The sequence below is a fragment of the Pelodictyon phaeoclathratiforme BU-1 genome, assembly GCF_000020645.1.
In the GTDB taxonomy this organism is placed as follows: Bacteria; Bacteroidota; Chlorobiia; order Chlorobiales; family Chlorobiaceae; genus Chlorobium; species Chlorobium phaeoclathratiforme.
Genome location: NC_011060.1, coordinates 291,005 through 312,725 on the forward strand (window position 1 = coordinate 291,005; position 21,721 = coordinate 312,725).

The window sequence follows — 21,721 nt, forward strand, 5'->3', positions numbered from 1 at the left end:
CAAGGAGAGAGCATTGGGTCAGAAAGTTAATCCTACTGGATTTAGGCTGGGAATTATCAGAGACTGGGCTTCACGCTGGTATGATGACAGTCCTGTTATTTCGGAGAAAATTAAGCAGGACCATGTTATCCGTACTTATGTTCTTGCAAGGCTGAAGAAGGAGAGGGCAGGCATTGCACGTATTATTATCGAGAGAACGACGAAGCATGTCAAGATCAATATCTATGCAGCCCGTCCGGGTGCTGTTGTTGGAAGAAAGGGTGAAGAGATCAACAACCTTTCCCAGGAGCTGAGTCGTATCACCGGAAAAGAGGTGAAGATCGATGTTGTTGAGGTTGTCAAACCGGAAATAGAGGCACAGTTGATTGGCGATAACATTGCCTACCAGCTTGAAAATCGTGTTTCATTCAGAAGAGCCATGAAACAGGCTATCCAGCAGGCCATGCGCTCTGGAGCAGAAGGTGTCAGGATCAGATGCGGAGGCCGTCTCGGTGGTGCTGAAATTGCCCGTTCGGAACAGTATAAAGAGGGAAAGATTCCGCTTCATACCATCCGTGCCAATGTTGATTATGCGAGCGTCACCGCTCATACCATAGCCGGTACCATCGGTATCAAGGTATGGGTTTATAAAGGTGAAGTCCTCGTTCAGCGCATTGATGCAATCGAAGAGGATGAACTGAAGAGAATCAAGGAAAGACGCAATGATGCAGGTGCAAGAAATCGCGATAGTCGCACAAAGCGCCGTCATCGTACCAAGCGATAAATATAACGTACCATACAATCAGAAAATAGAATGGAGTTGCCTGTATGTTAATGCCAAAGAGAGTTAAATATAGAAAGACACAACGGGGCCGGATGAAAGGCAATTCAGGACGTGGTACAGATGTATCTTTCGGTTCGTTCGGTCTTAAAGCAATTGAGCCAGCATGGATTACCAGTCGTCAGATTGAGGCTGCCCGTGTTGCCATGACGAGATTTATGAAGAGGGATGGTAAAATCTGGATCAGGATTTTCCCGGATAAACCGGTAACAAAAAAACCTGCTGAAACCCGAATGGGTTCTGGTAAAGGTTCTCCAGAGTTTTGGGTTGCAGTGGTAAAACCCGGAAGAATCATGTTCGAGGCTGATGGAGTTCCGAAAGAGGTTGCCACAGAGGCATTCCGGCTTGCAGCGAAAAAACTGCCCATCAAGACCAGGTTCATTGTCCGTCCTGATTACGAAGATTAACCGAGCAACTAATTCGACACGAGGGTTACTTATTATGAAAAAGTATGAAATTGCGGCATTGAATAAACAGGAACTGATCGACAGGCTCAAAGAGCTTGAGAACAGACTTGCCGATATCAATTTTTTTAAGGTTATTGAACAGCCGCAGAATCCAATGGTTTTCCGCAATTCGAAGCGGGATATTGCGCGCATGAAAAACCGGCTCCATCAACTTGCGGCTTCCGAAACGGGCCAGGTTTGACGGAAAGGCAAACAATAAAACTGGTTACTTACATGGAAGAAAATAAAATGGGCAGTGTATCAATGGAACAGAATGCTCCAGTAAGGGGAAGAAAAAAAAGCTGGTTAGGCAAGGTTGTCAGTGACAAGATGGATAAGTCGTGTGTTGTTGCCGTAGAACGTAGCGTACAGCATCCGGTTTACAAGAAATATTTCAAGAAGACGACGAAGCTGACAGCTCATGATGAAAAGAATGAAGCTGGTATCGGTGATTTGGTTAAAGTGGTCGAATGTCGTCCATTGAGCAAAAGGAAAAGCTGTCGTTTGGTCGAAATTATAGAAAAAGCCAGGTAAGAGAGCATTTTTATACATTTAATAAAGTTTGAAACAGGATGATCCAGAAAGAAACAAATCTGGTTGTTGCCGATAACAGCGGAGCCAAAAAGGTTCGTTGTATTCACGTTTTCGGCGGAACCGGGAGGCGTTATGCCTCATTGGGTGATCAGATTATAGTATCAGTCAAGGCTGCTGTTCCTGGTGGTATTGTAAAGAAGAAGGATGTGTGCAGGGCCGTTGTCGTGCGCTGTGTCAAGGAATCCCGGAGAAAAGATGGTTCCTATATTCGCTTTGACGAAAACGCAGTTGTTCTTCTTAATGCTCAGGGTGAACCGAGGGGAACCCGTATATTCGGGCCGGTAGCAAGAGAGCTTCGCGACAGGAAATTTATGAAGATTGTATCGTTGGCACCTGAAGTATTGTAGGGTGACGCAGGCGGGAGTAACTCAGTTGGTAGAGTCACAGCCTTCCAAGCTGTTGGTCGCGAGTTCGAGTCTCGTCTCCCGCTCCAGATTTTATGAATAATATCATATCAGTAAAAAATGAAAACAGGTATTAAAAAGGTTAAGTTGCACGTCAAGAAGAATGACTCGGTCGTCGTCATCAGCGGCAATGATAAAGGCAAGGAAGGAAAGATTCTGAAAGTGTTTCCGATAAAAAGCCGTGTTATTGTAGAAGGTGTCAATATCCGGAAGCGCCACATGCGTCCGACCCAGGGGCAGACACAGGGATCGATTATTGAGCGGGAGTTCCCGATTCATTCTTCCAACGTGAAGAAAAGTTAAGTGTTTCTACTAAAAGGCTCCGATGACCAAGACCATCGCGGGTAAACTGATAATGAACAAGATGGACAAGAATAAAGAGATGACACCGACAACACCTTCACTGGCAAGACTTGAAACATTCTTTAAAGAGAAAGTAACTCCCAATCTTGTCGAGCGCTTTCAGTACAAGAATGCCATGCTGGTACCGAAGCTTAAAAAAATATCGATCAATATCGGTGTAGGTGCTGCAGCGGCAGAACCAAAACTGCTTGAAATTGCTCTTCAGGAGCTTGCCCAGATTACAGGTCAGAAACCCCAGATCCGTAAATCAAAAAAAGCAATATCAAACTTTAAATTACGCGAAGGCCAGGCTATAGGTTGCCGCGTAACGTTACGCCGCAAGGCCATGTACGAGTTTTTTGATCGTTTTGTCAGTCTTGCCGTTCCAAGAATACGTGATTTCCGTGGGCTCAGCGATACCAGTTTCGATGGCCGTGGAAACTATACCGTTGGAGTCAGGGAGCAGATTATATTTCCGGAAATCGATATTGACAAAGTACCGAGAATATCCGGAATGGATATCAGTTTTGTAACTTCAGCTTCGACAGATGAAGAGGCTTATGTACTGCTCTCGGAACTTGGAATGCCATTCAAAAAGAAGAACAACTAAATAATTCAGAAAACAGATGGCCAAGAAAAGCGTTATAGCAAGGAACGAGAAGAGAATCAAGCTTGTAGCGAAATATGCAGTCCTCCGTGCGGAGCTGCTTAAAGCTGGCGATTATGAAGCCCTTCGCAAGTTGCCAAGAGACAGTTCTGCAACAAGGGTTCGCAACCGTTGTGTGCTTACAGGTCGTGGAAGAGGTGTTTATGCAAAGTATGGGTTATGCCGGCATATGTTCCGCAAATTCGCTCTTGAAGGAAAGTTGCCTGGTGTGAAGAAAGCAAGCTGGTAAGAAGCTGGTTTGTCATTATCAAAGTAAGGTATTTGTTCATTTTAGAAAGTAACCAACGTTTGCTATGCCTGTAACGGATTCTATTGCAGATTATATCACCCGTATCAGAAATGCGGGAAGAGCAAAAAATAAAACAACCGATATCCCGTATTCAAAGCTCAGGGAGAATCTTTCGCAATTGCTTGTGGAGAAAGGGTACATTAAAAACTTTACGGTCATAACCACCGAAAAATTTCCGTTTCTTCGGATTGATCTGAAGTATACTGCCCATGGTGATCCTGCTATCAAGGAGATCAGCAGAGTCAGCAAGCCGGGTCGGCGTGTTTATGATGGAAAAGATATTAAAAAATATCTTGGTGGTCTCGGGTTGTATATCCTCTCATCATCGAAAGGGGTAATAACCGATAAAGAGGCAAGGGCACAGGGCGTAGGTGGTGAAATCCTGTTCCGTATCTATTAATCCATAAGCCAAAGAGCATTAGAATACCATGTCAAGAATAGGAAAAATGCCCATACCCCTGAGCAATCAGGCGAAGATAGAGATCAAAGATTCAAACATCAGGGTATCCGGTCCTAAAGGCACTCTTGAACAGAGGCTGACCGATCAGGTAACCGTATCGGAAGAAAACGGTTTAGTTACCGTATTGAGAATCGATGACAGTAAAAAGGCTAAAGCACAGCATGGTCTTTACCGTATGCTTATCAGCAATATGGTTGATGGTGTAACAAAAGGTTTTACCAGAAAACTCGAAATTGCTGGCGTCGGGTATCGTGCTGAGCTGAAAAATGATCTGCTTGCCCTGACACTTGGCTATTCGCATATGATCTATTTCAAGGCTCCGGATGAGATTAAAATTGAAGTGCCTGATCAGGTCACTGTTCTTGTAAGTGGCATTGACAAGGCTCTTGTTGGTCAGGTTGCCGCCAAGATCCGTTCATTCAGAAAGCCGGAACCTTATCGTGGAAAAGGCATTAAATATGAAGGTGAAGTCATCCGCCGCAAGGAAGGTAAGGCTGCAGGCAAATAAAGCGTGAACGAAAAGCTCAAGTAGTCAGGCAATAACATTATACAACGGTTCAATAGAATGAGTCAAATCGATAAGGCCTCCCGGAGGCAGAAAATCAAGGACAGAAGCAGAGGCAACGTCCAGGGGACATCGGCAAAGCCGAGGCTTTGTGTTTACAGGAGCCTTTCGCAGATTTATGCACAGTTGATTGATGATGTGAATGGCAAAACCATATTGGCCGCATCAACACTTTCAAAAGACAATTCGGCTCTCAAGGGTTCAAAGTCAGAACTCTGCCGCATAATCGGAAATCAGCTTGGTCAGAAAGCCCTTGCTCAGGGTATAACATGTGTGGTATTTGACAGGAATGGATTTCGTTATCATGGCAGGGTCAAGGCATTGGCTGATGGTGCGAGAGAAGCAGGACTGATCTTTTAAAAACTTTTCAAAGAGATAGGTAAATGGCAAAAACATCTGCTAAGAATATCAGGCCCGGTGAATTAAATCTGAAAGAAAAGCTGGTTCATATCAACAGGACTGCAAAGGTTGTCAAAGGCGGTAAACGCTTCGGATTCAACGCTATTGTTGTGGTTGGCGATAAAGAAGGCCATGTAGGCTACGGGCTTGGAAAAGCAAACGAAGTACAGGATGCCATTGCAAAAGGCATCGAAGACGGAAAGAAAAATGTGATCAAGGTGCCGATTGTGAAGGGTACCATACCTCATCAGATTGTTGCCAAGTTTGGTTCGGCAAAGGTTATGATGAAGCCGGCAACCCCTGGTACCGGTCTTATTGCTGGTGGAGCGGTGAGGGCTGTGCTTGAAATGGCAGGTATTCATGACATTCTGACAAAATCACTTGGATCTTCCAATCCGCACAATGTGGTTAAGGCTGCCATCAAGGGACTTCAGAGCATCTCTGATGCCTATGATGTTGGTGAAAGACGGTCAAAGAGCCTGAAAGAGGTTTTTGAAAGCTAAAAATGACAAATGCGATCATGAGTGAGAAAATATTAAGGATTACCCAGGTGCGCAGCATTATTGGTGGCACAAAAAAGCAGAGAGCCACCATTCAGGCGCTTGGCCTCGGCAGGCCAAATTATCATGTTGACCGTCAGGACAATCCCTGCACCAGGGGGCAGATAAGGGTTGTGCAGCACCTTGTAAAGGTTGAAGAGGTCTAAGATTTTTACTAATAGCAAGTCGGGAATTGAAACCATGGATTTAAGTTCACTTCGTCCTGCAAAAGGCGCAGTAAAAAACAAAAAGAGGGTCGGTCGCGGTCAAGGTTCAGGTAACGGAACGACCGCTGGCAAGGGAAATAATGGTCAGCAGTCACGTAGCGGCTACAAAAGACCTATTATTGAAGGCGGCCAAGTACCTGTTTACCGGAGATTGCCAAAATTCGGTTTTACTCCTCTTGATAAGAAGCCGGTAAATACGGTCAATCTTACCCAGATCGATAAATGGATTCAGGATGGTCTTGTAGAAAACGAGATTACCATTCTTGATCTCAAATCGCTTCTGCATGCGAGTAATGCTGATTATTTCAAGATTCTCGGCAATGGTGAACTGACAAGCGCTATCACCATTACCGCTCATGCTTTCAGCAAAAGTGCCGAGGAGAAAATAGCCGCAGCAGGCGGAACAGTAGTGAAAGCCTTCCGTACGCTGGAAGAGGCATCCAAGGTCAGGGATCTGCCGTTTGAAGAGGCTCTCCTGAAACCAAAGGCAAAGCTCGTAAAGAGAGCAAAAAAATCCACCAAGCCTTGAATCCGTTAAAAGGACGCTATGAAGCTTAATGAAAGTATAAGGAACATCAATAAAATCCCTGAACTCCGTCAGCGGATCCTTTATACGCTTCTTCTTTTATTTGTCTACAGGCTGGGTTCACATATTACCATTCCGGGTGTTGATGCGGCTGCTGTGTCAGGCGCATCGCAGACCCACTCCAACGATCTCTTCGGACTATTTGACCTTTTTGTCGGCGGTGCTTTTGCCAGAGCTTCGATCTTTTCTCTTGGTATCATGCCCTATATCTCAGCATCGATCATCGTGCAGTTGCTTGGGGCGGTTACTCCATATTTCCAGAAACTCCAGAAAGAGGGGGAAGATGGCCGGCAGAAAATCAGTCAGATGACACGATATGGAACAGTTCTTATTGCGGTACTCCAAGCTTGGGGAGTGAGTGTAAGCCTCGCCAGTCCAGCCTCCTTCGGCACTGCCATTGTTCCCGATCCAGGGATCTTTTTTACCATCACCGTAGTGGTTCTCCTGACAGCTTCGACGGTCTTTGTCATGTGGCTCGGAGAAAAAATTACTGAACGGGGTATTGGTAATGGCATATCACTCATTATCATGATCGGTATCCTTGCAAGGTTTCCTCAGGCTCTTGTGGCCGAGTTTCGTTCTGTCTCGCTGGGAAGCAAGAACTGGGTAATTGAGATTATCATTCTTGCCATGATGGCGGCGATTGTTGCTTTTGTGGTTATCCTGACGGTTGGTACCCGCCGTGTTCCTGTCCAGCATGCCAAAAGGGTTGTTGGGCGCAAGGTCTACGGAGGCAGTACCCAGTATATTCCAATGCGGATCAATACCGCCGGTGTCATGCCGATTATCTTTGCACAATCGATCATGTTTCTTCCTGGCACCTTCCTCTCTTTTTTCCCTGAAAATGAGGTGATGCAGAGCATTGCCAAGTTACTCGCTTATGACTCCTGGTGGTATGCACTCATGTTCGGCACCATGATTGTCTTCTTTACCTATTTTTATACAGCAATTGCCTTCAATCCAAAGGAAGTTGCCGACACCATGCGCCGTCAGGGAGGCTTTATTCCGGGTGTTCGACCTGGCAAGAGCACGGCAGATTTTATAGATAATATTTTGACTCGTATTACACTGCCTGGTGCCATATCGCTTGCCATCATCGCAATCCTGCCAACATTTTTGACTAAATTCGCCAATGTAACACCAGGGTTTGCCCAGTTTTTTGGTGGAACAAGTCTTCTGATTATTGTTGGAGTCGGCCTTGATACCTTGCAGCAGGTTGAAAGTCATCTGCTCATGCGGCACTACGATGGTTTTATGAAGTCAGGCAAAACACGCGGACGACAGAGCAGGTAATGGAAAATACATGATTACGATAAAAAGCGAGCGGGAAATTGAGCTGATGAGAGAGTCCGGTGCTTTGGTCGCCAAGGCGCTTGATTTGCTGGAGCAGGAAATCAAACCGGGCATGACGACAAAAGAGCTCGATGTCATGGCCGAAGAGTTTATCAGGGATAATCATGCTGTTCCAAGTTTTCTGAATTATACCCCGAAAGGGGATCCCGATGCAACACCATATCCAGCGACACTTTGTGTTTCACTCAATGAAGAGGTGGTGCACGGTATACCAAGCAAAAAACGGGTGATCAGGGAAGGTGATATTGTTTCCGTTGACTGTGGAGTTTACAAGGGTGGTTATCACGGTGATGCAGCTCGTACGTTTGTACTCGGTGTCATAGATGAAAAGGTTCAGCAACTGGTCGATGTAACTCGCGAATGTCTTGCACGTGGCATTGCGATGGCAGTCGAAGGAAATCGCCTCCACGATATTTCATCAGCCATAGAAGATTATGCCCGTTCATTCAGGTTCAGTGTTATTGAAAACATGGTCGGTCATGGTATTGGAAGTGAACTGCACGAAGACCCTGCTGTACCAAATTATGGGAAAAAGAATACTGGCCCACTGCTGAAGACAGGCATGACACTTGCCATTGAGCCTATGATCGCCCTTGGACGATCGCGCAGGGCAATCAGCCGTCGTGGAGGATGGGTTGCAGTGACAGAGGATGGGAAGCCTTCGGCACATTTTGAGCATACGATTGTTGTAAGGGCCGGTAAAGCTGAGATACTGACCGGTACCTTCCTTGATGGTAAACACCCTTGATCGATTACAACACTTTATAAGAACTAAGGAGCAGACAATTTGGCCAAAGAAGAATCAATTGAAATTGAAGGCGTTATTCTCGAAGCGCTTCCAAACGCGCAATTCAAGGTGAAACTCGAAAACAGCCTTGAGGTATTGGCGCATGTTTCCGGCAAAATCAGGATGCACTACATCAGGATTCTGCCCGGTGACAAGGTAAAAGTCCAAATATCACCCTACGATATCTCCAAGGGCCGGATTACCTATCGATACAAATAAGTGGTGAAATAAGTGATGAGATTATTGATTTTTTAATCTTTATTTATTACATTACAGACCTTTTCAGGTTTCGGGTCAGTTAGTTTAATCATTGCATATTGCATCTGGATGTTATTATGAAAATATATTCTTCTATTAAAAAGCGCTGTGAGCACTGCCGCATCGTCAAGCGCAAAGGCAAGAGATATGTGATTTGTAAAGTAAATCCCAGCCATAAGCAGCGCCAGGGTTGATCTTCAGAAAAACAATAGAACTTTAAAGAGAATATGAGGATAGCTGGGGTAAATTTGCCGTTAAACAAACATGCAGTTATTGCTTTGACGCATGTTTATGGTATTGGGAGAGCATCAGCAGAAAGCATTCTGCAGAGAGCCGGTATTGCGCCAAACAGAAAGATTTCTGAGCTGAATGATGAGGAGGCGCATGCAATCAGAGAAATTATTGCCGAACAATACAAGGTTGAAGGGCAGGCTCGAGGTGAGCAACAGACTGCCATTAAACGTTTGATGGATATCGGTTGCTACAGGGGACTTCGTCACCGACGCTCTCTGCCTGTTCGCGGACAAAGAACACGTACTAACGCAAGGACCAGAAAAGGTAAACGGAAGACCGTCGCCGGCAAGAAGAAGGCAGTCAAGAAGTAGTAGTGTAGAGTAAGCAATAAAATCTTCGATACTAAAGAGTGTAAGTTCATGGCTACAATAAGCAAGAAAAAAAAGAAGGTAAAGGTTACTCCTGAAGGTGCCGTACATATCAAGGCATCGTTCAATAACATCATGGTGACCATTACTGATCTTCAGGGCAATACGGTTTCCTGGTCCAGTGCAGGCAAAAATGGGTTCAAGGGGTCGAAAAAGAACACTCCTTATGCATCCCAGATTACCTCGGAAGCTGCCGCAAAAGAGGCTTACGACCTTGGAATGAGGCATGTGAATGTCTTTATCAAAGGCCCTGGTGCCGGACGTGATGCCGCAATAAGGGCGTTGCAGGGAGCTGGTCTCGATGTTCGCACCATTAAGGATATAACACCACTTCCGCATAATGGCTGCAGGCCTCCAAAGCGCAGAAGGGTCTGATTTTATATATTCATAGAATTTCAATGAAGCAAGTGATATGGCAAGATTCAGAGGCTCAATAACAAAAGTATCCCGCAGGTTAGGTATTGCGCTTGCACCAAAGGCAGAAAAATATCTTGAAAGACGTCCTTTTCCTCCAGGTCAGCATGGTCAGGGTCGGAAAGGAAAAGTTTCTGAATATGCTCTCCAGCTTAGAGAGAAACAGAAGATGAAATATCTTTACGGTATTCTCGAAAAGCAATTCAGGAATTATTATAAAAAAGCAGTATCACAGAGAGGTGTTACAGGCGATAACCTTGTCAAGCTTCTTGAGAGACGTTTTGACAACGTTGTCTTTCGTGCCGGATTTGCTCCTTCACGTTCAGGCGCACGCCAGCTTGTTACGCACGGCCATCTTCTCATAAACGGCAAGAAGGTCGATATTCCATCCTATATCGTTTCTCCATCTGAAGTCATTGAATTCCGTCAGAGAAGCAAAAATATGGGAGCCGTAACGGATTCCCTCAATAAGGCCCCTGAATCCCGTATTCCTTCATGGATACAGGTTGACAAGGCCAACCAGAAAGCTGTATTTCTGAGTGTACCTGAGAGAGTGGAAGTACAGGAGCCTTTCAACGAACAGTTGGTCGTTGAATTGTACTCGAAGTGATTTTAATGAATTCTAAGGTATAAATTACTATGATATACCAGATGCAGATGCCTGCAAAAATAGAGGTTGACGAATCTTCCCATACGGATTGTTTCGGCAGGTTCATTGCCCAGCCGCTCGAGCGCGGTTATGGCGTGACCCTTGGAAACGTTATGAGAAGGGTTCTTCTGGCCTCACTACCGGGAACTGCAATAACAGGGATCAAGATAGATGGTGTTTTTCATGAGTTTGCTGCCATTGATGGTGTTCGTGAGGATGTGCCCGAAATTGTTCTGAACCTTAAAAAAGTACGTTTCAAGTCTACCTGTAAAAGAAACTGCAAGACCTCGTTGACCCTTGTCGGCCCTATGGATTTTACGGCTGGTGATATTATTGCACAGGAGGGTGAGTTCGAGGTGTTGAACAAGGATATGCATGTTGCGACCATAAATGCCGGTGCGACAGTCAAGATCGATCTCTATATCGGAAGAGGACGTGGTTATATGCCTGCCGAGGAAAACAGGCCAGAAGGGATGCCAATAGGTTATATTGCCGTTGACGCTATTTATACACCGATCAGAAATGTGAAGTTTACTGTAGAAAATACGCGCGTCGGGCAGCGGACCGATTATGAAAAAATGATTCTTGATGTTGAGACAGATGGTTCTGTAAGTCCTGATGACTCCATCAGTCTTGCAGGTAAAATCATCACTGATCATGTTACCTTTTTTGCCAATTTCTCACCTACAGAAGAGGAGTTTACCGAAGAGGAATTCAAACAGCAGGATGACGAGTTTGAGACGATGCGCAGGCTCTTTCACACCAAAATCGAAGATCTCGATCTTTCTGTTCGTTCGCACAACTGCCTCAGACTTGCAGAAATCGATACCATTGGTGAACTCGTCTCGCATAAGGAGGACGAATTGCTTAATTACAAGAACTTTGGCAAGAAGTCACTCACGGAACTCAAGGAACAGCTTGAAAAGTTTGACCTGAAGTTTGGTATGGATATTACCAAGTATCAGATGAAATGATAAAATCGTAACCGTTTTTTTGAATTATTGAGATCAGGAAATAGACATGCGTAAAGTTAAGCCGGCAAGAAAACTCGGAAGAACCGCAGCCCATAGAAAGGCGACGCTCAGCAATCTGTCAACGCAACTGCTTGTCTACAAGCGCATTGAGACGACAGAGGCAAAAGCGAAAGAGACCCGCAGGGTTGTTGAGAAAATCATTACCAAAGCTCGCAAGGGTACGGTTCATGCCCAGCGCGAAATATTCAAGGATATTCGTGACAAACAGGCAATCAGAATTCTGTTTGAAGAGATTGTCGCCAAGGTTGGTACCCGTCAGGGAGGATATACTCGTGTTATCAAGCTCGCTCCCCGTTTTGGAGACGCAGCAAAAATGGCAGTGATTGAACTTGTCGATTATCAGGAAGCACCATCAGCAAGCCAGAAGACTGGCAAGCAGGATCGTGCCAAACGAGTCAAAGGTTCCAAGAAAACCGCTGAAGCAGCAGTTTCTGTGGCCGGGTAAACTTCTCTCCCTGTTTCCCTCCTTTCTGCTCTTGTCATCAGTCAGTCATTGTTTGCGGAAGAGTTCTTTCCGTGGACAATGACTATCTGCTTTTCAGAGAAAAAGGGGCTGATGCCATGGATAGGATGCAGTTCAACTTTTGAAGGGAAACCCTCCTGCCCCTTGTTTGACTTCATGGCAGCCGCAATCTCATTTTCAAGATTTCCCCCCTTCAGGCAAATCAGGGTTCCGCCAGCTTTCAGAAGAGGTGCTGAGTAAGAGCAGAGTTTGTCAAGAGGAGCAACCTGCCTTGAAAGAACCGTATCAAACACAACACCTTTAAGCTCTTCTACCCGCGTATGCAGAGCAATAGCATTGTTGATGCCCAGCTCTGTAATCATGGCTTGACAGGCTGCAATTTTCTTCCCCGTCGCATCCACCAGAAGAAAACGAGTACGGGGGAAGAGAAGAGAGAGCGGAATACCTGGTAATCCTCCACCAGTTCCCAGATCAAGAACATCTTCCCCCTCGCGGAAAGAGTGGTAGAGAGTGATCAGGAGCGAGTGAAAGATATGTTTGATAATGACCGGAGCATCTTCCTTCCGACTGATCAGGTTTATCTTGTGATTCCATCGCTCAAGGCAATCACCATATCGTGCCAGTTGCTGAAGTGTCGGGAGATCAATCTCCATCCCCTGTTCAGCACATAACATCTGCAGGGTCAACACATTATCATTCATTCGTTCCATAGGTAGTCATCCTTTCTGTTCTGAGGTTTAACCCCAAAAAACGATATTTTGGGATGAATGACAAATCGGCTGTGCTCTTTGCACGTATGCAGCTCCTTATTTCAACAGAAATAGTCGTAAATTCAAGTTCAAGTCTATTCGTGCGTGTCTTTTTCAGAAACTGCTGGCAAGAGAATGTGTTATATGGGTAACGATGCAAGAGCGCATGTTTATGCGGTTATCATGGCAGGTGGAATTGGTAAAAAACTGTGGCCTCTTTCAAGAAAAAAAATGCCAAAGCAGTTTGTTGATTTGCTGGATGATGGAACGATGATTGCCAAAACGGTACGGCGCATCTCCGGTCTGGTGCCAGAGGAGAATATCTTTATCATTACCAGCGAAATGGGTCGCACACTGCTCTCAGCTTCCCTTGGCAGTTTTCGTCAAGACCATATCATTGTTGAGCCTGCCAGTCGCAACACAGCTCCCTGTATAGCTCTTGCGACGGCACATATCAAAAAAAGGGATGTGGATGCTGTTACCATTGTGCTTCCTTCTGACCATCTCGTTCTTGACCAACAGGCATTCATCAAAGTTGTGGAGGCAGGCATTGAGATAGCCAGCGAAAAAAAAGGGCTTGTAACCATCGGTATTAAACCCGACAGGCCGGAAACCGCTTATGGCTATATTCAGGCTGATGCTGAACTGCCACTTCCTTCCGTTCTCTCAGACAGTTCTGACTTCATGCTTTTCAAGGTAAAGGCTTTTGCAGAAAAGCCGGATGCTGCAACGGCAGTTGAGTTTCTGGAAAGCAAAGATTTTTACTGGAACAGCGGGGTCTTTATCTGGCATATTGATGCAATATCACGGGAGTTTGAGCGCTCTATGCCGGAATTATACAAGGATCTTCTTGCCATCTATGACAGCCTTGGAACGGAGAGTGAACAGAAGGTCATTGAAGATGTCTACTCATGGATTCATCCTCTCTCCATTGATTATGGCATCATGGAGAAGGCCGAAACGGTTTTTGTGCTGACGGGAGAATTTGGCTGGACTGATCTTGGCTGCTGGGACGAGGTACTCAAAGTCGCCGGCGACCGGAGTGTTTCTGCCGGAGATGTGCCTGACAACCGCCTCGTCCAGATTGATTGCGACAATAATTTTATCAAGAACAGTTCAGGCAAAGTTGTCTGTACCATTGGAATGCATGATATCATTATTGTCGTCACCGATGACGCACTTCTGGTCTGCAGCAAAGGGAAGTCATGCCATGTTGGTGACGCTGTCGATACCCTCCGGCGCGAAGGGCTTGAAGAATATCTTTAAACGCTGGCTCTCTTCGACCAACTGGCACCCTCTTTGGTATCCTTGATTTCAATTCCGGCAACAAGGAGCTGGTCGCGGATTTTGTCGCTGAGGGCGAAATCCTTGCTCTTTCTGGCTTCAGCCCGCAGGTCAAGCAGGATATCCATTACGCCATCAAGTCTTTTGCCATTCAGTTCCTCATTTCTACTACCGGATTGGTTATCGTGCTGAAGAATGCAGAGAATTTCCCTTCCGGCCAGGTCAAGAAAAGCTGCAGCTTCTTGCTGAGGAAGTTCCGAGATACTTTCGGTACGATCAAGAGCCGCGTTGATTGATTTTGAGAGGTCGAAAAGAACAGAAATCGCAATGGGGGTGTTGAAATCATCATCCATCGCCTCGGTAAAGCGTTGAATAAATGGGGCCGTATCAAAGTCACCGCTACCCGGAGTCTGTTCCCGGAGTCGTCTTTGGGTCTCACGGAGTTTTTCAAGACCGGTCTGTGAAGCGCGTATCGCTGCGTCCGAAAAGTCAAGCGGAGAGCGATAATGCGACTGCAGGATAAAGAATCTGATGACCATCGGATCGAAGCTCAAGAAGAGATCTTTGAGATTGATGAAGTTTTTCAGGGACTTCCCCATTTTTATCCCATTGACCGTCACCATGTTATTGTGCATCCAGAACCTCACATAGGGTTTCCCGGTGACCGATTCTGACTGGGCAATTTCACAGTCATGGTGAGGAAACTTGTTCTCCATCCCCCCGCCATGAATATCGATTGTCTCGCCAAGATATTTCATCGACATTGCAGAACATTCCAGATGCCAGCCCGGATAGCCGATACTCCATGGAGAGTTCCATTTCATCAGATGCCCCTCTTCAGCCTTTTTCCAGAGCGCAAAGTCGGAAGGGTGCTGCTTTTCAGAGCGTACTCCCACCCTGATACCCGATTGCACCGCCTCCTGGTCCGTTCGTCCCGAGAGTTTTCCATATCCCGGAAACGACTCCACCGAGAAATAGACGTTGCCATGCACCTCATAGGCGTGACCGGCATCGATGAGTCGCTCAATCAGTTCAATCTGCTCAGGAATGTGAGCTGTAGCCGCAGGAGCGATATTGGGACGGAGCACCTCCAGTTTGTCCATATCCTCATAGAAACTTCGTGTATAGAACTGCGAAATCTCCATGGGATCTGTTTTTTCGAGAAGGGCCTGCTTCGATATTTTGTCTTCACCCTCATCGGCATCATCGGTCAGGTGGCCCACATCAGTAATGTTCTGCACATATTTTACCCGGTAGCCGCTATGGCGCAGCCAACGAACGACCACGTCAAATGAGACATAGCTTTTTGCATGACCGAGATGGGCATGACCATAAACAGTCGGTCCGCACACATACATGGTAACAATCGGTGGATGCAGGGGTTCGAATTTCTCTTTTGTTCTGCCGAGGGAATTATAAATGAAGAGTGACATCTTCTGTTGTTCTGCCTTTTTCTTTATGGTGGAGTGAGGATGCTGAGCTTGAAATAGTCCGGTGAAAGTTAAACATTTGGGTTTTTAACGCAAGGTTTTTAGCTTCCTTTTTTGTGCCTCTTTTTTTGTGACCGCTCTTTTTGTATGAAAATTGTCAATACCGCCTTTCACATCAGTGTTTCCGCTCTTTCAGGGCTTCCGGAAGATTCCTTTCCTGAAATCGTTTTTGCAGGAAGATCCAATGTTGGAAAATCAACACTCCTTAACTCTCTGACGGGGGTTAAAGGTCTCGCAAAAACCAGCGCAACTCCTGGAAAAACAAGACTGATCAACTACTTTCTGATTAACCGGGATGTTTATTTTGTTGACCTTCCCGGTTATGGTTATGCAGCCGTAGGTCATGCAGAGAAGGCCCTCTGGGGCAATCTCCTCTCCTCCTATATCATTCAACGGCGGAGCATTTCGCTGGTCGTGCTGCTTTTGGACTCCCGTCATCCGGCCATGCAGTCTGACAGGGCAATGATCAGCTTTCTTGAGTCTCATGATCGGCCCTACGGCATTGTTCTGACCAAATATGACAAACTTACACAAAAGGAAAAGGTACAGACTGGTCGTATTATGGAAAGTTGCGCTGCTAAAGCCAAATTTATTGTAAATTATTCATCTTTTTCAGGCAAGGGAAAGAGTGAGCTTCTGGCTCATTTTGATCAATACATCTGTCAATAAAAACAATCGTCGTGGAATCAAAAAAATTCAGGACACCGTCTCAGTCGGCAACCGTTATTGTCGGTACACAGTTCGGTGATGAAGGCAAAGGGAAGCTTGTGGATTACCTTTCGGACAAATATGATATCGTTGTCCGTTATCAGGGAGGAGCGAACGCCGGTCATACCATCTGTTTCGATAACAAAACTGTCGTACTGCACCTTATTCCCTCCGGAATATTTCATAAAGGATGTGTTTGCGTCATCGGTAACGGTGTTGTTATTGACCCTGCAGCGTTGCTTGATGAGATCAGAAAGGTCGAGGAACTTGGTTATGAAGTAACAGGCAGACTGTTTATCAGTCACAATGCCCATCTCATCATGCCCTATCATAAGCTGCTCGACTCCCTGCATGAAAGCGCTCAGGGTGATCAGAAAATCGGTACAACCGGTCGGGGCATAGGACCGAGCTATGAGGACAAGTTTGCCCGCAAGGGAATCAGGGTTGTGGATCTTCTCAATCCAGAGGTACTCAAGGAGAAGCTCCGTGAAAATCTTGCAGCCAAGAACAAACTTTTCAAAAATATTTATGAGAAGGAAGAGATTGATGTCGAAACGATGGTGCGTGAATATGAAGATTTCGACAAGATTATTGATCCTTATGTAACCAATACCCAACTCTACCTGAATCGTCAGCTTCAGGAGGGTAAAACGGTACTGCTTGAAGGCGCCCAGGGCTGTCTGCTTGATGTTGACCATGGAACCTATCCCTATGTGACCTCATCGAATCCAACCTCAGGAGGTGCCAGTACCGGATCAGGCATCGCGCCGAACTACATCGGCAAGGTGATCGGTGTCTGCAAGGCATACATGACAAGAGTTGGAAACGGGGCATTCCCAACGGAACTTCTTGATGAGACAGGGGAACGGCTTGGCAAGATTGGTCACGAGTTTGGTGCCACGACAGGAAGAAAACGCCGTTGTGGCTGGATCGATCTGGTGGCCCTCCGCTATTCGCTTACCATAAACGGCGTGACGGAAATTGCGCTCACCAAGCTTGATGTGCTCGACACCTTTGAGGAGATCAGGATTTGTACCTCCTATATGCTTGATGGCAAGGAGATCCATGATTTTCCGACCGACCATCAGACGCTTTCAAGGGTGACGCCGCTCTATACCACCTTGAAAGGGTGGATGGCATCAAACGCCCATGCCCGCTCCTTCTCCGAGATGCAGCCTGAAGCGCAGAACTATGTGACCTTCCTTGAAGATGAACTTCAGGTTCAGGTTACCTTTATCTCTGTCGGTCCTGGACGCGAAGAGACTGTTTTCAGATAACACTGAAGTTGTTTTGCCATGGCTTTGATGGATATAGCGGTTCTTCCTCTCGACGCAAAAGAGGGTGGTTTCAGCGGCTTTGTTGCCGGTTTGCAGGAGCTGCTTGCCGCCAGCGGTTGCAGTTACCGCCTTCATGATATGGGTACAACGGTTGAAGGGCCTGCGCCCCTGCTCTTCAATCTTGCGCTCAAGCTTCATGAGTACTCGTTCAGTCAGGGTGGCAGGCGCGTTTATACGGTCATGAAGATCGATGACCGCCGGGATCGGGCAGTTCGCCTTGGAGACAAGAGTGCCTCGGTCAAAGCGAAAATAGTCCCGACAAGGGAGCCGGGAGAGTAGGGGGATTAGTGAAAAATATTTTATCTTCACATGGTCTTTACGTTTGACCTCTGTAATACAGTTTATTGCGGGCAGTAACTCTCAAAAGAAAACATTCATGATGCAGGTTCCCGGAGATATTCAGGTAATCAAGGAAGATAACGTTACACACAGTTTTTGTGGCCTTGCCTGTGTTGGATGGATGTATCAGAAGATCAAGGACAGCTTTTTTCTTATTCTTGGAACGCACACCTGTGCCCATTTTCTGCAGAATGCGCTCGGCATGATGATCTTTGCCAAGCCGCGTTTTGGTATTGCGCTCATGGAAGAGGGTGATCTTTCGAAGCAGGAGCCAAGCCTTCAGGATATTATCAGTGAAATCATGGCCGATCACCATCCGTCCGTAATTTTTCTGCTCTCTTCATGTACCCCTGAGGTCATGAAGGTTGACTTCAAAGGGCTGGCCCATCTGCTCAGTACACCGGATGTACCAGTACTTTTTGTTCCGGCAAGTGGTCTGGTCTACAATTTTACCCAGGCTGAAGACTCAGTCCTTGCCGCTCTTGTACCTTTCTGTCCCGAAGCCCCGGCAGGTCAGAAAAAGGTGGTTTTTCTCGGTTCCGTCAACGATGTAACGGCCGACGATCTGAGGGCAGAGGCCGAAGAGCTTGGGATTCCAGTCGGTGGCTTTCTTCCTGAATCCCGTTTCGACAAAATGCCGGCTATTGGCCCCGATACCGTCCTTGCTCCGATTCAACCCTATCTTTCACGGGTTGCCGTCAAACTTTCCCGTGAACGGGGATGCAGCGTTCTTCATTCACTCTTTCCGTTCGGCCCCGATGGAACCAGAGCCTTCTGGGAGGATCTGGCCCGTGAATTTGGCATTACCGTCGATCTTCGTGATCGCGAAAAAGCTGCGTGGGAGAAGATCCGCAGCCAGACAGAGCTTCTGAAGGGCAAAAAGATCTTTCTGACTGCCGACACCATGATGGAGCTGCCACTTGCGCGTTTTCTTCATAGTGCAGGCGCCGATGTGGTTGAGTGCAGCAGCGCCTATATCAACAAAAAATTTCATGCGCGTGAACTTGAGGCACTTGATGGCGTTCGCGTTGTCGAGCAGCCGAACTTTCATCGCCAGCTTGAGGATGTTCGGCGTATCAAGCCCGATTTGATCATTACCTCGCTGATGACAGCAAACCCTTTTGTTGGCAACGGTTTTGTTGTGAAATGGAGCATGGAGTTCATGCTGATGTCCATTCATAGCTGGTCGGGAGTTATTACCCTCGCGAACATGTTTGTTTCACCGCTCCAGCGCCGCAGCAAGCTGCCAGCGTTCGACAAGGAAGTCTGGCTTGAAGGTGTCATGCCAAGCGCTGAATAATTCACCGTCATGAAAATGCAATAAACAAACAACACAAGAGTATGCGCTTAGCTTTCTGGCTCTACGAGGGCACCGCCCTTCACGGTATCAGCCGAGTAACCAACAGTATGAAAGGGGTTCACACCGTTTATCATGCTCCCCAGGGGGACGATTACATTACGGCAACCTATACCATGCTCGAGCGAACCCCACAATTTCCCGGCTTATCGATCAGTGTTGTTCGTGGAAGAGACCTTGCCCAGGGAGTATCAAGACTACCCTCGACACTCCAGCAGGTCGAACACCATTACCATCCTGAACTTATTGTCATCGCACCGAGTTGCAGCACAGCCCTTCTTCAGGAAGATCTCCATCAACTTGCAGCCCACTCGGGCCTGCCGCAGGAGAAAATTCTGGTCTATGCGCTCAACCCATTCAGAGTATCGGAAAATGAGGCGGCAGATGGTCTGCTGACCGAACTGGTCAAACGTTTTGCTTCTCCCCAGGAGAAAACAGCACAGCCATCGGTGAACCTCCTTGGCTTTACCTCGCTCGGATTTCACTTGCGTGCCAACCTGACCAGCATCCGTCGCATGTTGCAGACGCTTGGCATTGCGGTCAATGTTGTTGCTCCCTGGGGAGCCAGCATCGATGATCTCCGGAAACTTCCAGCCGCCTGGCTCAATATTGCCCCTTACCGTGAGATCGGTTCAACGGCAGCGGAATATCTTGCTGATGCATTCGCTATGCCAGCGCTTTATGAAGCCCCGATCGGAGTCGAACCTACCCTTGCATGGCTTCGCTCCCTGATCGAGAAGCTTAACGCAGCGGGCGCTGAACGGGGAGTTGCTCCGATTGTCATGCCGCAACTCAACGCATTCTCGCTCGACGGCCTGAGCGCTCCAAGCGGTGTTCCCTGGTTTGCCAGAACTGCCGATATGGAAAGTTTCAGCAATAAACGTGCCTTTGTGTTCGGTGATGCCACGCATACCGTCGCCCTCGTCAAGTTTCTGCGTGACGAACTTGGTATGCAGATCATCGGTGCGGGCACCTATCTGGAACGTCATGCCGATTGGGTGCGCAAAGAGCTTGAAGGCTACCTTCCCGGAGCGCTTATCGTAACCGACAAGTTCCAGGATGTTGCACAAATTATTGATGATCAAATGCCGGATCTGGTCTGCGGTACGCAGATGGAACGGCACAGTTGCCGCAAGCTCGATGTTCCCTGCATGGTGGTCTGTCCACCGACCCATATTGAAAACCACCTGCTTGGCTATTATCCCTTCTTTGGATTTGATGGAGCTGATGTTATTGCCGACAGGGTCTATCTTTCCTGCAAACTCGGTTTGGAAAAGCATCTGATCGACTTTTTCGGTGATGCGGGTCTTGAGTACGAAGAGCCCGAAGTATCCGCCCCTTCTGAAGAACCTGTGGCACTCTCCGTCGCCCCTAATGATCATCCTTCACCGGAGGCTGCAGCAGAGGCTGTAGTGATTGCAGAGGAGGGAGAGATGAAGTGGAGCGATGAGGCTGAAACCATGCTGAAAAAGGTACCCTTCTTTGTCCGTAAAAAGGTCAGGAAAAACACCGAAACTTTTGCCCGCGCGAGTGGTGCATCCATGATCTCCGTTGATGTGTTCCGACAGGCAAAAGAGTCGCTGGGTGGTTAAGATTTTCTATCAATCATATTCTCTGTTATCATTATGAGTTTAGTTTTAGCGGTATATGGCAAGGGCGGCATAGGAAAAAGCACCACAAGCGCCAACATCTCAGCGGCACTTGCCCTGAAAGGCGCCAAGGTACTGCAGATCGGCTGCGATCCCAAGCATGACAGTACCTTCCCCATTACAGGAAAGCTGCAGAAAACCGTTATCGAAGCTCTTGAAGAGGTTGATTTTCATCATGAGGAGCTCAGCGCGGAAGATATTATCGAGACCGGTTTTGCCGGTATTGACTGTCTCGAGGCTGGCGGCCCTCCCGCCGGAAGCGGCTGCGGCGGATATGTAGTCGGTGAATCCGTTGCCCTGCTTCAGGAACTCGGCCTTTATGACAAATATGATGTCATCCTGTTTGATGTACTTGGCGACGTTGTCTGCGGTGGTTTCAGTGCCCCGCTCAACTATGCCGACTATGCAATTATCATTGCAACCAACGATTTCGACAGTATTTTCGCAGCCAACCGTCTTTGCATGGCTATCCAGCAGAAAAGCGTACGCTACAAGGTCAAGCTTGCCGGAATTGTTGCCAACCGGGTTGACTACGTCACTGGTGGAGGCACCAATATGCTCGATCAGTTTGCTGAAAAAGTGGGAACCAAACTGCTTGCCAAAGTGCCCTACCACGAACTGATCCGCAAAAGCCGTTTTGCCGGAAAAACCATGTATGCCATGGAGGATACACCGGACAAGGAAGAGTGCCTCAAGCCCTACAACGAAATTGCTGATTTTCTCATTCAGGAAAGTCCTATTGCTTCGGTACCTGTACCAATCGGCGACAGGGAGATCTTCAAAATGGTCAACGGCTGGCAGTAATCTTGCTTCTTTAAGATTTTATAGGTCATATGAGTCTCATGACCTA

At 47.0% G+C, this 21,721-nt stretch carries 32 protein-coding genes and 1 tRNA gene; 31 read left to right on the forward strand and 2 right to left on the reverse strand.

Features of this window, described 5'->3' with window-relative positions; translation table 11 throughout:
• Positions 1 to 13: 13 nt before the first annotated feature.
• The 24 genes from rpsC (at position 14) to rplQ (ending at position 11,940) form a co-directional block, all read left to right on the forward strand.
• Positions 14 to 763: a 30S ribosomal protein S3 gene (rpsC, locus tag PPHA_RS01495; protein WP_012507124.1), complete on the forward strand. Its 750-nt coding sequence runs from the start codon at positions 14 to 16 to the stop codon at positions 761 to 763.
• Between the two features lie 44 nt (positions 764 to 807).
• Positions 808 to 1,227 carry a 50S ribosomal protein L16 gene (gene rplP / locus PPHA_RS01500; RefSeq protein WP_012507125.1) on the forward strand — a complete coding sequence of 140 codons (420 nt, stop codon included), beginning with the start codon at positions 808 to 810 and terminating at the stop codon, positions 1,225 to 1,227.
• Positions 1,228 to 1,261: 34 nt separating this feature from the next.
• Entirely contained in the window at positions 1,262 to 1,468 is a 207-nt protein-coding gene (gene rpmC / locus PPHA_RS01505) for a 50S ribosomal protein L29 (protein ID WP_012507126.1), read from the forward strand.
• A 32-nt stretch (positions 1,469 to 1,500) separates the two neighbouring features.
• On the forward strand, positions 1,501 to 1,800 hold the full coding sequence (gene rpsQ, locus PPHA_RS01510; protein ID WP_273278710.1) for a 30S ribosomal protein S17: 300 nt from the start codon (positions 1,501 to 1,503) through the stop codon (positions 1,798 to 1,800).
• A gap of 38 nt (positions 1,801 to 1,838) precedes the next feature.
• The gene (gene rplN / locus PPHA_RS01515; RefSeq protein WP_012507128.1) at positions 1,839 to 2,207 is read left to right on the forward strand and encodes a 50S ribosomal protein L14; all 369 of its coding nucleotides are present in this window, start codon (positions 1,839 to 1,841) and stop codon (positions 2,205 to 2,207) included.
• Between the two features lie 10 nt (positions 2,208 to 2,217).
• Positions 2,218 to 2,293 (forward strand) — tRNA-Gly (locus tag PPHA_RS01520).
• A 31-nt stretch (positions 2,294 to 2,324) separates the two neighbouring features.
• Positions 2,325 to 2,567, forward strand: coding sequence for a 50S ribosomal protein L24 (gene rplX / locus PPHA_RS01525; RefSeq protein ID WP_012507129.1), 243 nt, complete (start codon positions 2,325 to 2,327; stop codon positions 2,565 to 2,567).
• 61 nt (positions 2,568 to 2,628) lie between these two features.
• Positions 2,629 to 3,216, forward strand: coding sequence for a 50S ribosomal protein L5 (gene rplE, locus PPHA_RS01530; RefSeq protein ID WP_012507130.1), 588 nt, complete (start codon positions 2,629 to 2,631; stop codon positions 3,214 to 3,216).
• A 16-nt stretch (positions 3,217 to 3,232) separates the two neighbouring features.
• The gene (gene rpsN, locus PPHA_RS01535; protein WP_012507131.1) at positions 3,233 to 3,502 is read left to right on the forward strand and encodes a 30S ribosomal protein S14; all 270 of its coding nucleotides are present in this window, start codon (positions 3,233 to 3,235) and stop codon (positions 3,500 to 3,502) included.
• Between the two features lie 64 nt (positions 3,503 to 3,566).
• Positions 3,567 to 3,962, forward strand: a complete 396-nt coding sequence (gene rpsH, locus PPHA_RS01540; protein WP_012507132.1) for a 30S ribosomal protein S8 — start codon at positions 3,567 to 3,569, stop codon at positions 3,960 to 3,962.
• Positions 3,963 to 3,990: 28 nt separating this feature from the next.
• The gene (rplF, locus tag PPHA_RS01545) at positions 3,991 to 4,530 is read left to right on the forward strand and encodes a 50S ribosomal protein L6 (RefSeq protein WP_012507133.1); all 540 of its coding nucleotides are present in this window, start codon (positions 3,991 to 3,993) and stop codon (positions 4,528 to 4,530) included.
• A 57-nt stretch (positions 4,531 to 4,587) separates the two neighbouring features.
• Positions 4,588 to 4,947: a 50S ribosomal protein L18 gene (gene rplR / locus PPHA_RS01550; RefSeq protein WP_012507134.1), complete on the forward strand. Its 360-nt coding sequence runs from the start codon at positions 4,588 to 4,590 to the stop codon at positions 4,945 to 4,947.
• Between the two features lie 23 nt (positions 4,948 to 4,970).
• Complete coding sequence (gene rpsE / locus PPHA_RS01555) at positions 4,971 to 5,489, forward strand: 30S ribosomal protein S5 (RefSeq protein ID WP_012507135.1); 519 nt, start codon at positions 4,971 to 4,973, stop codon at positions 5,487 to 5,489.
• 17 nt (positions 5,490 to 5,506) lie between these two features.
• Positions 5,507 to 5,692: a 50S ribosomal protein L30 gene (gene rpmD / locus PPHA_RS01560; protein WP_041526617.1), complete on the forward strand. Its 186-nt coding sequence runs from the start codon at positions 5,507 to 5,509 to the stop codon at positions 5,690 to 5,692.
• A gap of 34 nt (positions 5,693 to 5,726) precedes the next feature.
• Positions 5,727 to 6,281 carry a 50S ribosomal protein L15 gene (gene rplO / locus PPHA_RS01565; RefSeq protein ID WP_012507137.1) on the forward strand — a complete coding sequence of 185 codons (555 nt, stop codon included), beginning with the start codon at positions 5,727 to 5,729 and terminating at the stop codon, positions 6,279 to 6,281.
• Between the two features lie 18 nt (positions 6,282 to 6,299).
• Positions 6,300 to 7,631 (forward strand): preprotein translocase subunit SecY, encoded by a 1,332-nt coding sequence (gene secY, locus PPHA_RS01570; RefSeq protein ID WP_012507138.1) that lies wholly within the window; start codon positions 6,300 to 6,302, stop codon positions 7,629 to 7,631.
• 10 nt (positions 7,632 to 7,641) lie between these two features.
• Entirely contained in the window at positions 7,642 to 8,439 is a 798-nt protein-coding gene (map, locus tag PPHA_RS01575; RefSeq protein WP_012507139.1) for a type I methionyl aminopeptidase, read from the forward strand.
• Between the two features lie 39 nt (positions 8,440 to 8,478).
• Positions 8,479 to 8,697, forward strand: a complete 219-nt coding sequence (gene infA / locus PPHA_RS01580; RefSeq protein WP_012507140.1) for a translation initiation factor IF-1 — start codon at positions 8,479 to 8,481, stop codon at positions 8,695 to 8,697.
• Positions 8,698 to 8,813: 116 nt separating this feature from the next.
• The gene (gene rpmJ, locus PPHA_RS14850; RefSeq protein WP_011362841.1) at positions 8,814 to 8,930 is read left to right on the forward strand and encodes a 50S ribosomal protein L36; all 117 of its coding nucleotides are present in this window, start codon (positions 8,814 to 8,816) and stop codon (positions 8,928 to 8,930) included.
• A gap of 33 nt (positions 8,931 to 8,963) precedes the next feature.
• Positions 8,964 to 9,341 (forward strand): 30S ribosomal protein S13, encoded by a 378-nt coding sequence (gene rpsM, locus PPHA_RS01590; protein ID WP_012507141.1) that lies wholly within the window; start codon positions 8,964 to 8,966, stop codon positions 9,339 to 9,341.
• A 48-nt stretch (positions 9,342 to 9,389) separates the two neighbouring features.
• Positions 9,390 to 9,773, forward strand: a complete 384-nt coding sequence (rpsK, locus tag PPHA_RS01595; RefSeq protein ID WP_012507142.1) for a 30S ribosomal protein S11 — start codon at positions 9,390 to 9,392, stop codon at positions 9,771 to 9,773.
• Between the two features lie 37 nt (positions 9,774 to 9,810).
• Positions 9,811 to 10,422, forward strand: a complete 612-nt coding sequence (gene rpsD, locus PPHA_RS01600) for a 30S ribosomal protein S4 (protein WP_012507143.1) — start codon at positions 9,811 to 9,813, stop codon at positions 10,420 to 10,422.
• A 29-nt stretch (positions 10,423 to 10,451) separates the two neighbouring features.
• Entirely contained in the window at positions 10,452 to 11,435 is a 984-nt protein-coding gene (locus tag PPHA_RS01605; protein ID WP_012507144.1) for a DNA-directed RNA polymerase subunit alpha, read from the forward strand.
• A gap of 46 nt (positions 11,436 to 11,481) precedes the next feature.
• Entirely contained in the window at positions 11,482 to 11,940 is a 459-nt protein-coding gene (gene rplQ / locus PPHA_RS01610; protein WP_012507145.1) for a 50S ribosomal protein L17, read from the forward strand.
• A 41-nt stretch (positions 11,941 to 11,981) separates the two neighbouring features.
• Here rplQ and rsmG read toward each other — a convergent pair whose 3' ends face one another.
• A complete protein-coding gene (gene rsmG / locus PPHA_RS01615) occupies positions 11,982 to 12,668 on the reverse strand; it encodes a 16S rRNA (guanine(527)-N(7))-methyltransferase RsmG (RefSeq protein ID WP_012507146.1) in 687 nt (228 codons plus the stop codon).
• Between the two features lie 183 nt (positions 12,669 to 12,851).
• On the opposite strand from rsmG, the gene PPHA_RS01620 reads away from it, so the two are divergent.
• A complete protein-coding gene (locus PPHA_RS01620) occupies positions 12,852 to 13,973 on the forward strand; it encodes a mannose-1-phosphate guanylyltransferase (RefSeq protein ID WP_012507147.1) in 1,122 nt (373 codons plus the stop codon).
• On the opposite strand, the gene cysS is transcribed toward PPHA_RS01620, so the two are convergent.
• Positions 13,970 to 15,424: a cysteine--tRNA ligase gene (gene cysS, locus PPHA_RS01625; RefSeq protein WP_012507148.1), complete on the reverse strand. Its 1,455-nt coding sequence runs from the start codon at positions 15,422 to 15,424 to the stop codon at positions 13,970 to 13,972. The genes PPHA_RS01620 and cysS overlap by 4 nt on opposite strands.
• A 144-nt stretch (positions 15,425 to 15,568) precedes the next feature.
• Between cysS and yihA the strand changes: the two genes are divergently transcribed.
• From yihA to bchL, 6 genes are all read left to right on the forward strand, one after another.
• The gene (gene yihA, locus PPHA_RS01630) at positions 15,569 to 16,150 is read left to right on the forward strand and encodes a ribosome biogenesis GTP-binding protein YihA/YsxC (protein ID WP_012507149.1); all 582 of its coding nucleotides are present in this window, start codon (positions 15,569 to 15,571) and stop codon (positions 16,148 to 16,150) included.
• An 11-nt stretch (positions 16,151 to 16,161) separates the two neighbouring features.
• Positions 16,162 to 17,466, forward strand: coding sequence for an adenylosuccinate synthase (locus PPHA_RS01635; RefSeq protein ID WP_012507150.1), 1,305 nt, complete (start codon positions 16,162 to 16,164; stop codon positions 17,464 to 17,466).
• An 18-nt stretch (positions 17,467 to 17,484) separates the two neighbouring features.
• On the forward strand, positions 17,485 to 17,805 hold the full coding sequence (locus PPHA_RS01640) for an MTH1187 family thiamine-binding protein (protein WP_012507151.1): 321 nt from the start codon (positions 17,485 to 17,487) through the stop codon (positions 17,803 to 17,805).
• Positions 17,806 to 17,902: 97 nt separating this feature from the next.
• Positions 17,903 to 19,165 (forward strand): ferredoxin:protochlorophyllide reductase (ATP-dependent) subunit N, encoded by a 1,263-nt coding sequence (gene bchN / locus PPHA_RS01645; protein ID WP_012507152.1) that lies wholly within the window; start codon positions 17,903 to 17,905, stop codon positions 19,163 to 19,165.
• Between the two features lie 41 nt (positions 19,166 to 19,206).
• Positions 19,207 to 20,814, forward strand: a complete 1,608-nt coding sequence (locus tag PPHA_RS01650; RefSeq protein WP_012507153.1) for a ferredoxin:protochlorophyllide reductase (ATP-dependent) subunit B — start codon at positions 19,207 to 19,209, stop codon at positions 20,812 to 20,814.
• A gap of 33 nt (positions 20,815 to 20,847) precedes the next feature.
• A complete protein-coding gene (gene bchL, locus PPHA_RS01655; RefSeq protein WP_012507154.1) occupies positions 20,848 to 21,675 on the forward strand; it encodes a ferredoxin:protochlorophyllide reductase (ATP-dependent) iron-sulfur ATP-binding protein in 828 nt (275 codons plus the stop codon).
• Positions 21,676 to 21,721: the final 46 nt, after the last annotated feature.

What these genes read in the sequence shown, in the direction of transcription:
- rplP (WP_012507125.1), top strand. Translation starts at nt 808, where the DNA reads ATGTTAATGCCAAAGAGAGTTAAATATAGAAAGACACAACGGGGCCGG.
- rpmC (WP_012507126.1), top strand. Translation starts at nt 1,262, where the DNA reads ATGAAAAAGTATGAAATTGCGGCATTGAATAAACAGGAACTGATCGAC.
- rpsQ (WP_273278710.1), top strand. Translation starts at nt 1,501, where the DNA reads ATGGAAGAAAATAAAATGGGCAGTGTATCAATGGAACAGAATGCTCCA.
- rplN (WP_012507128.1), top strand. Translation starts at nt 1,839, where the DNA reads ATGATCCAGAAAGAAACAAATCTGGTTGTTGCCGATAACAGCGGAGCC.
- rplX (WP_012507129.1), top strand. Translation starts at nt 2,325, where the DNA reads ATGAAAACAGGTATTAAAAAGGTTAAGTTGCACGTCAAGAAGAATGAC.
- rplE (WP_012507130.1), top strand. Translation starts at nt 2,629, where the DNA reads ATGGACAAGAATAAAGAGATGACACCGACAACACCTTCACTGGCAAGA.
- rpsN (WP_012507131.1), top strand. Translation starts at nt 3,233, where the DNA reads ATGGCCAAGAAAAGCGTTATAGCAAGGAACGAGAAGAGAATCAAGCTT.
- rpsH (WP_012507132.1), top strand. Translation starts at nt 3,567, where the DNA reads ATGCCTGTAACGGATTCTATTGCAGATTATATCACCCGTATCAGAAAT.
- rplF (WP_012507133.1), top strand. Translation starts at nt 3,991, where the DNA reads ATGTCAAGAATAGGAAAAATGCCCATACCCCTGAGCAATCAGGCGAAG.
- rplR (WP_012507134.1), top strand. Translation starts at nt 4,588, where the DNA reads ATGAGTCAAATCGATAAGGCCTCCCGGAGGCAGAAAATCAAGGACAGA.
- rpsE (WP_012507135.1), top strand. Translation starts at nt 4,971, where the DNA reads ATGGCAAAAACATCTGCTAAGAATATCAGGCCCGGTGAATTAAATCTG.
- rpmD (WP_041526617.1), top strand. Translation starts at nt 5,507, where the DNA reads ATGAGTGAGAAAATATTAAGGATTACCCAGGTGCGCAGCATTATTGGT.
- rplO (WP_012507137.1), top strand. Translation starts at nt 5,727, where the DNA reads ATGGATTTAAGTTCACTTCGTCCTGCAAAAGGCGCAGTAAAAAACAAA.
- secY (WP_012507138.1), top strand. Translation starts at nt 6,300, where the DNA reads ATGAAGCTTAATGAAAGTATAAGGAACATCAATAAAATCCCTGAACTC.
- map (WP_012507139.1), top strand. Translation starts at nt 7,642, where the DNA reads ATGATTACGATAAAAAGCGAGCGGGAAATTGAGCTGATGAGAGAGTCC.
- rpmJ (WP_011362841.1), top strand. Translation starts at nt 8,814, where the DNA reads ATGAAAATATATTCTTCTATTAAAAAGCGCTGTGAGCACTGCCGCATC.
- rpsM (WP_012507141.1), top strand. Translation starts at nt 8,964, where the DNA reads ATGAGGATAGCTGGGGTAAATTTGCCGTTAAACAAACATGCAGTTATT.
- rpsK (WP_012507142.1), top strand. Translation starts at nt 9,390, where the DNA reads ATGGCTACAATAAGCAAGAAAAAAAAGAAGGTAAAGGTTACTCCTGAA.
- rpsD (WP_012507143.1), top strand. Translation starts at nt 9,811, where the DNA reads ATGGCAAGATTCAGAGGCTCAATAACAAAAGTATCCCGCAGGTTAGGT.
- PPHA_RS01605 (WP_012507144.1), top strand. Translation starts at nt 10,452, where the DNA reads ATGATATACCAGATGCAGATGCCTGCAAAAATAGAGGTTGACGAATCT.
- rplQ (WP_012507145.1), top strand. Translation starts at nt 11,482, where the DNA reads ATGCGTAAAGTTAAGCCGGCAAGAAAACTCGGAAGAACCGCAGCCCAT.
- rsmG (WP_012507146.1), bottom strand. Translation starts at nt 12,668, where the DNA reads ATGGAACGAATGAATGATAATGTGTTGACCCTGCAGATGTTATGTGCT.
- PPHA_RS01620 (WP_012507147.1), top strand. Translation starts at nt 12,852, where the DNA reads ATGGGTAACGATGCAAGAGCGCATGTTTATGCGGTTATCATGGCAGGT.
- cysS (WP_012507148.1), bottom strand. Translation starts at nt 15,424, where the DNA reads ATGTCACTCTTCATTTATAATTCCCTCGGCAGAACAAAAGAGAAATTC.
- yihA (WP_012507149.1), top strand. Translation starts at nt 15,569, where the DNA reads ATGAAAATTGTCAATACCGCCTTTCACATCAGTGTTTCCGCTCTTTCA.
- PPHA_RS01640 (WP_012507151.1), top strand. Translation starts at nt 17,485, where the DNA reads ATGGCTTTGATGGATATAGCGGTTCTTCCTCTCGACGCAAAAGAGGGT.
- bchN (WP_012507152.1), top strand. Translation starts at nt 17,903, where the DNA reads ATGATGCAGGTTCCCGGAGATATTCAGGTAATCAAGGAAGATAACGTT.
- PPHA_RS01650 (WP_012507153.1), top strand. Translation starts at nt 19,207, where the DNA reads ATGCGCTTAGCTTTCTGGCTCTACGAGGGCACCGCCCTTCACGGTATC.
- bchL (WP_012507154.1), top strand. Translation starts at nt 20,848, where the DNA reads ATGAGTTTAGTTTTAGCGGTATATGGCAAGGGCGGCATAGGAAAAAGC.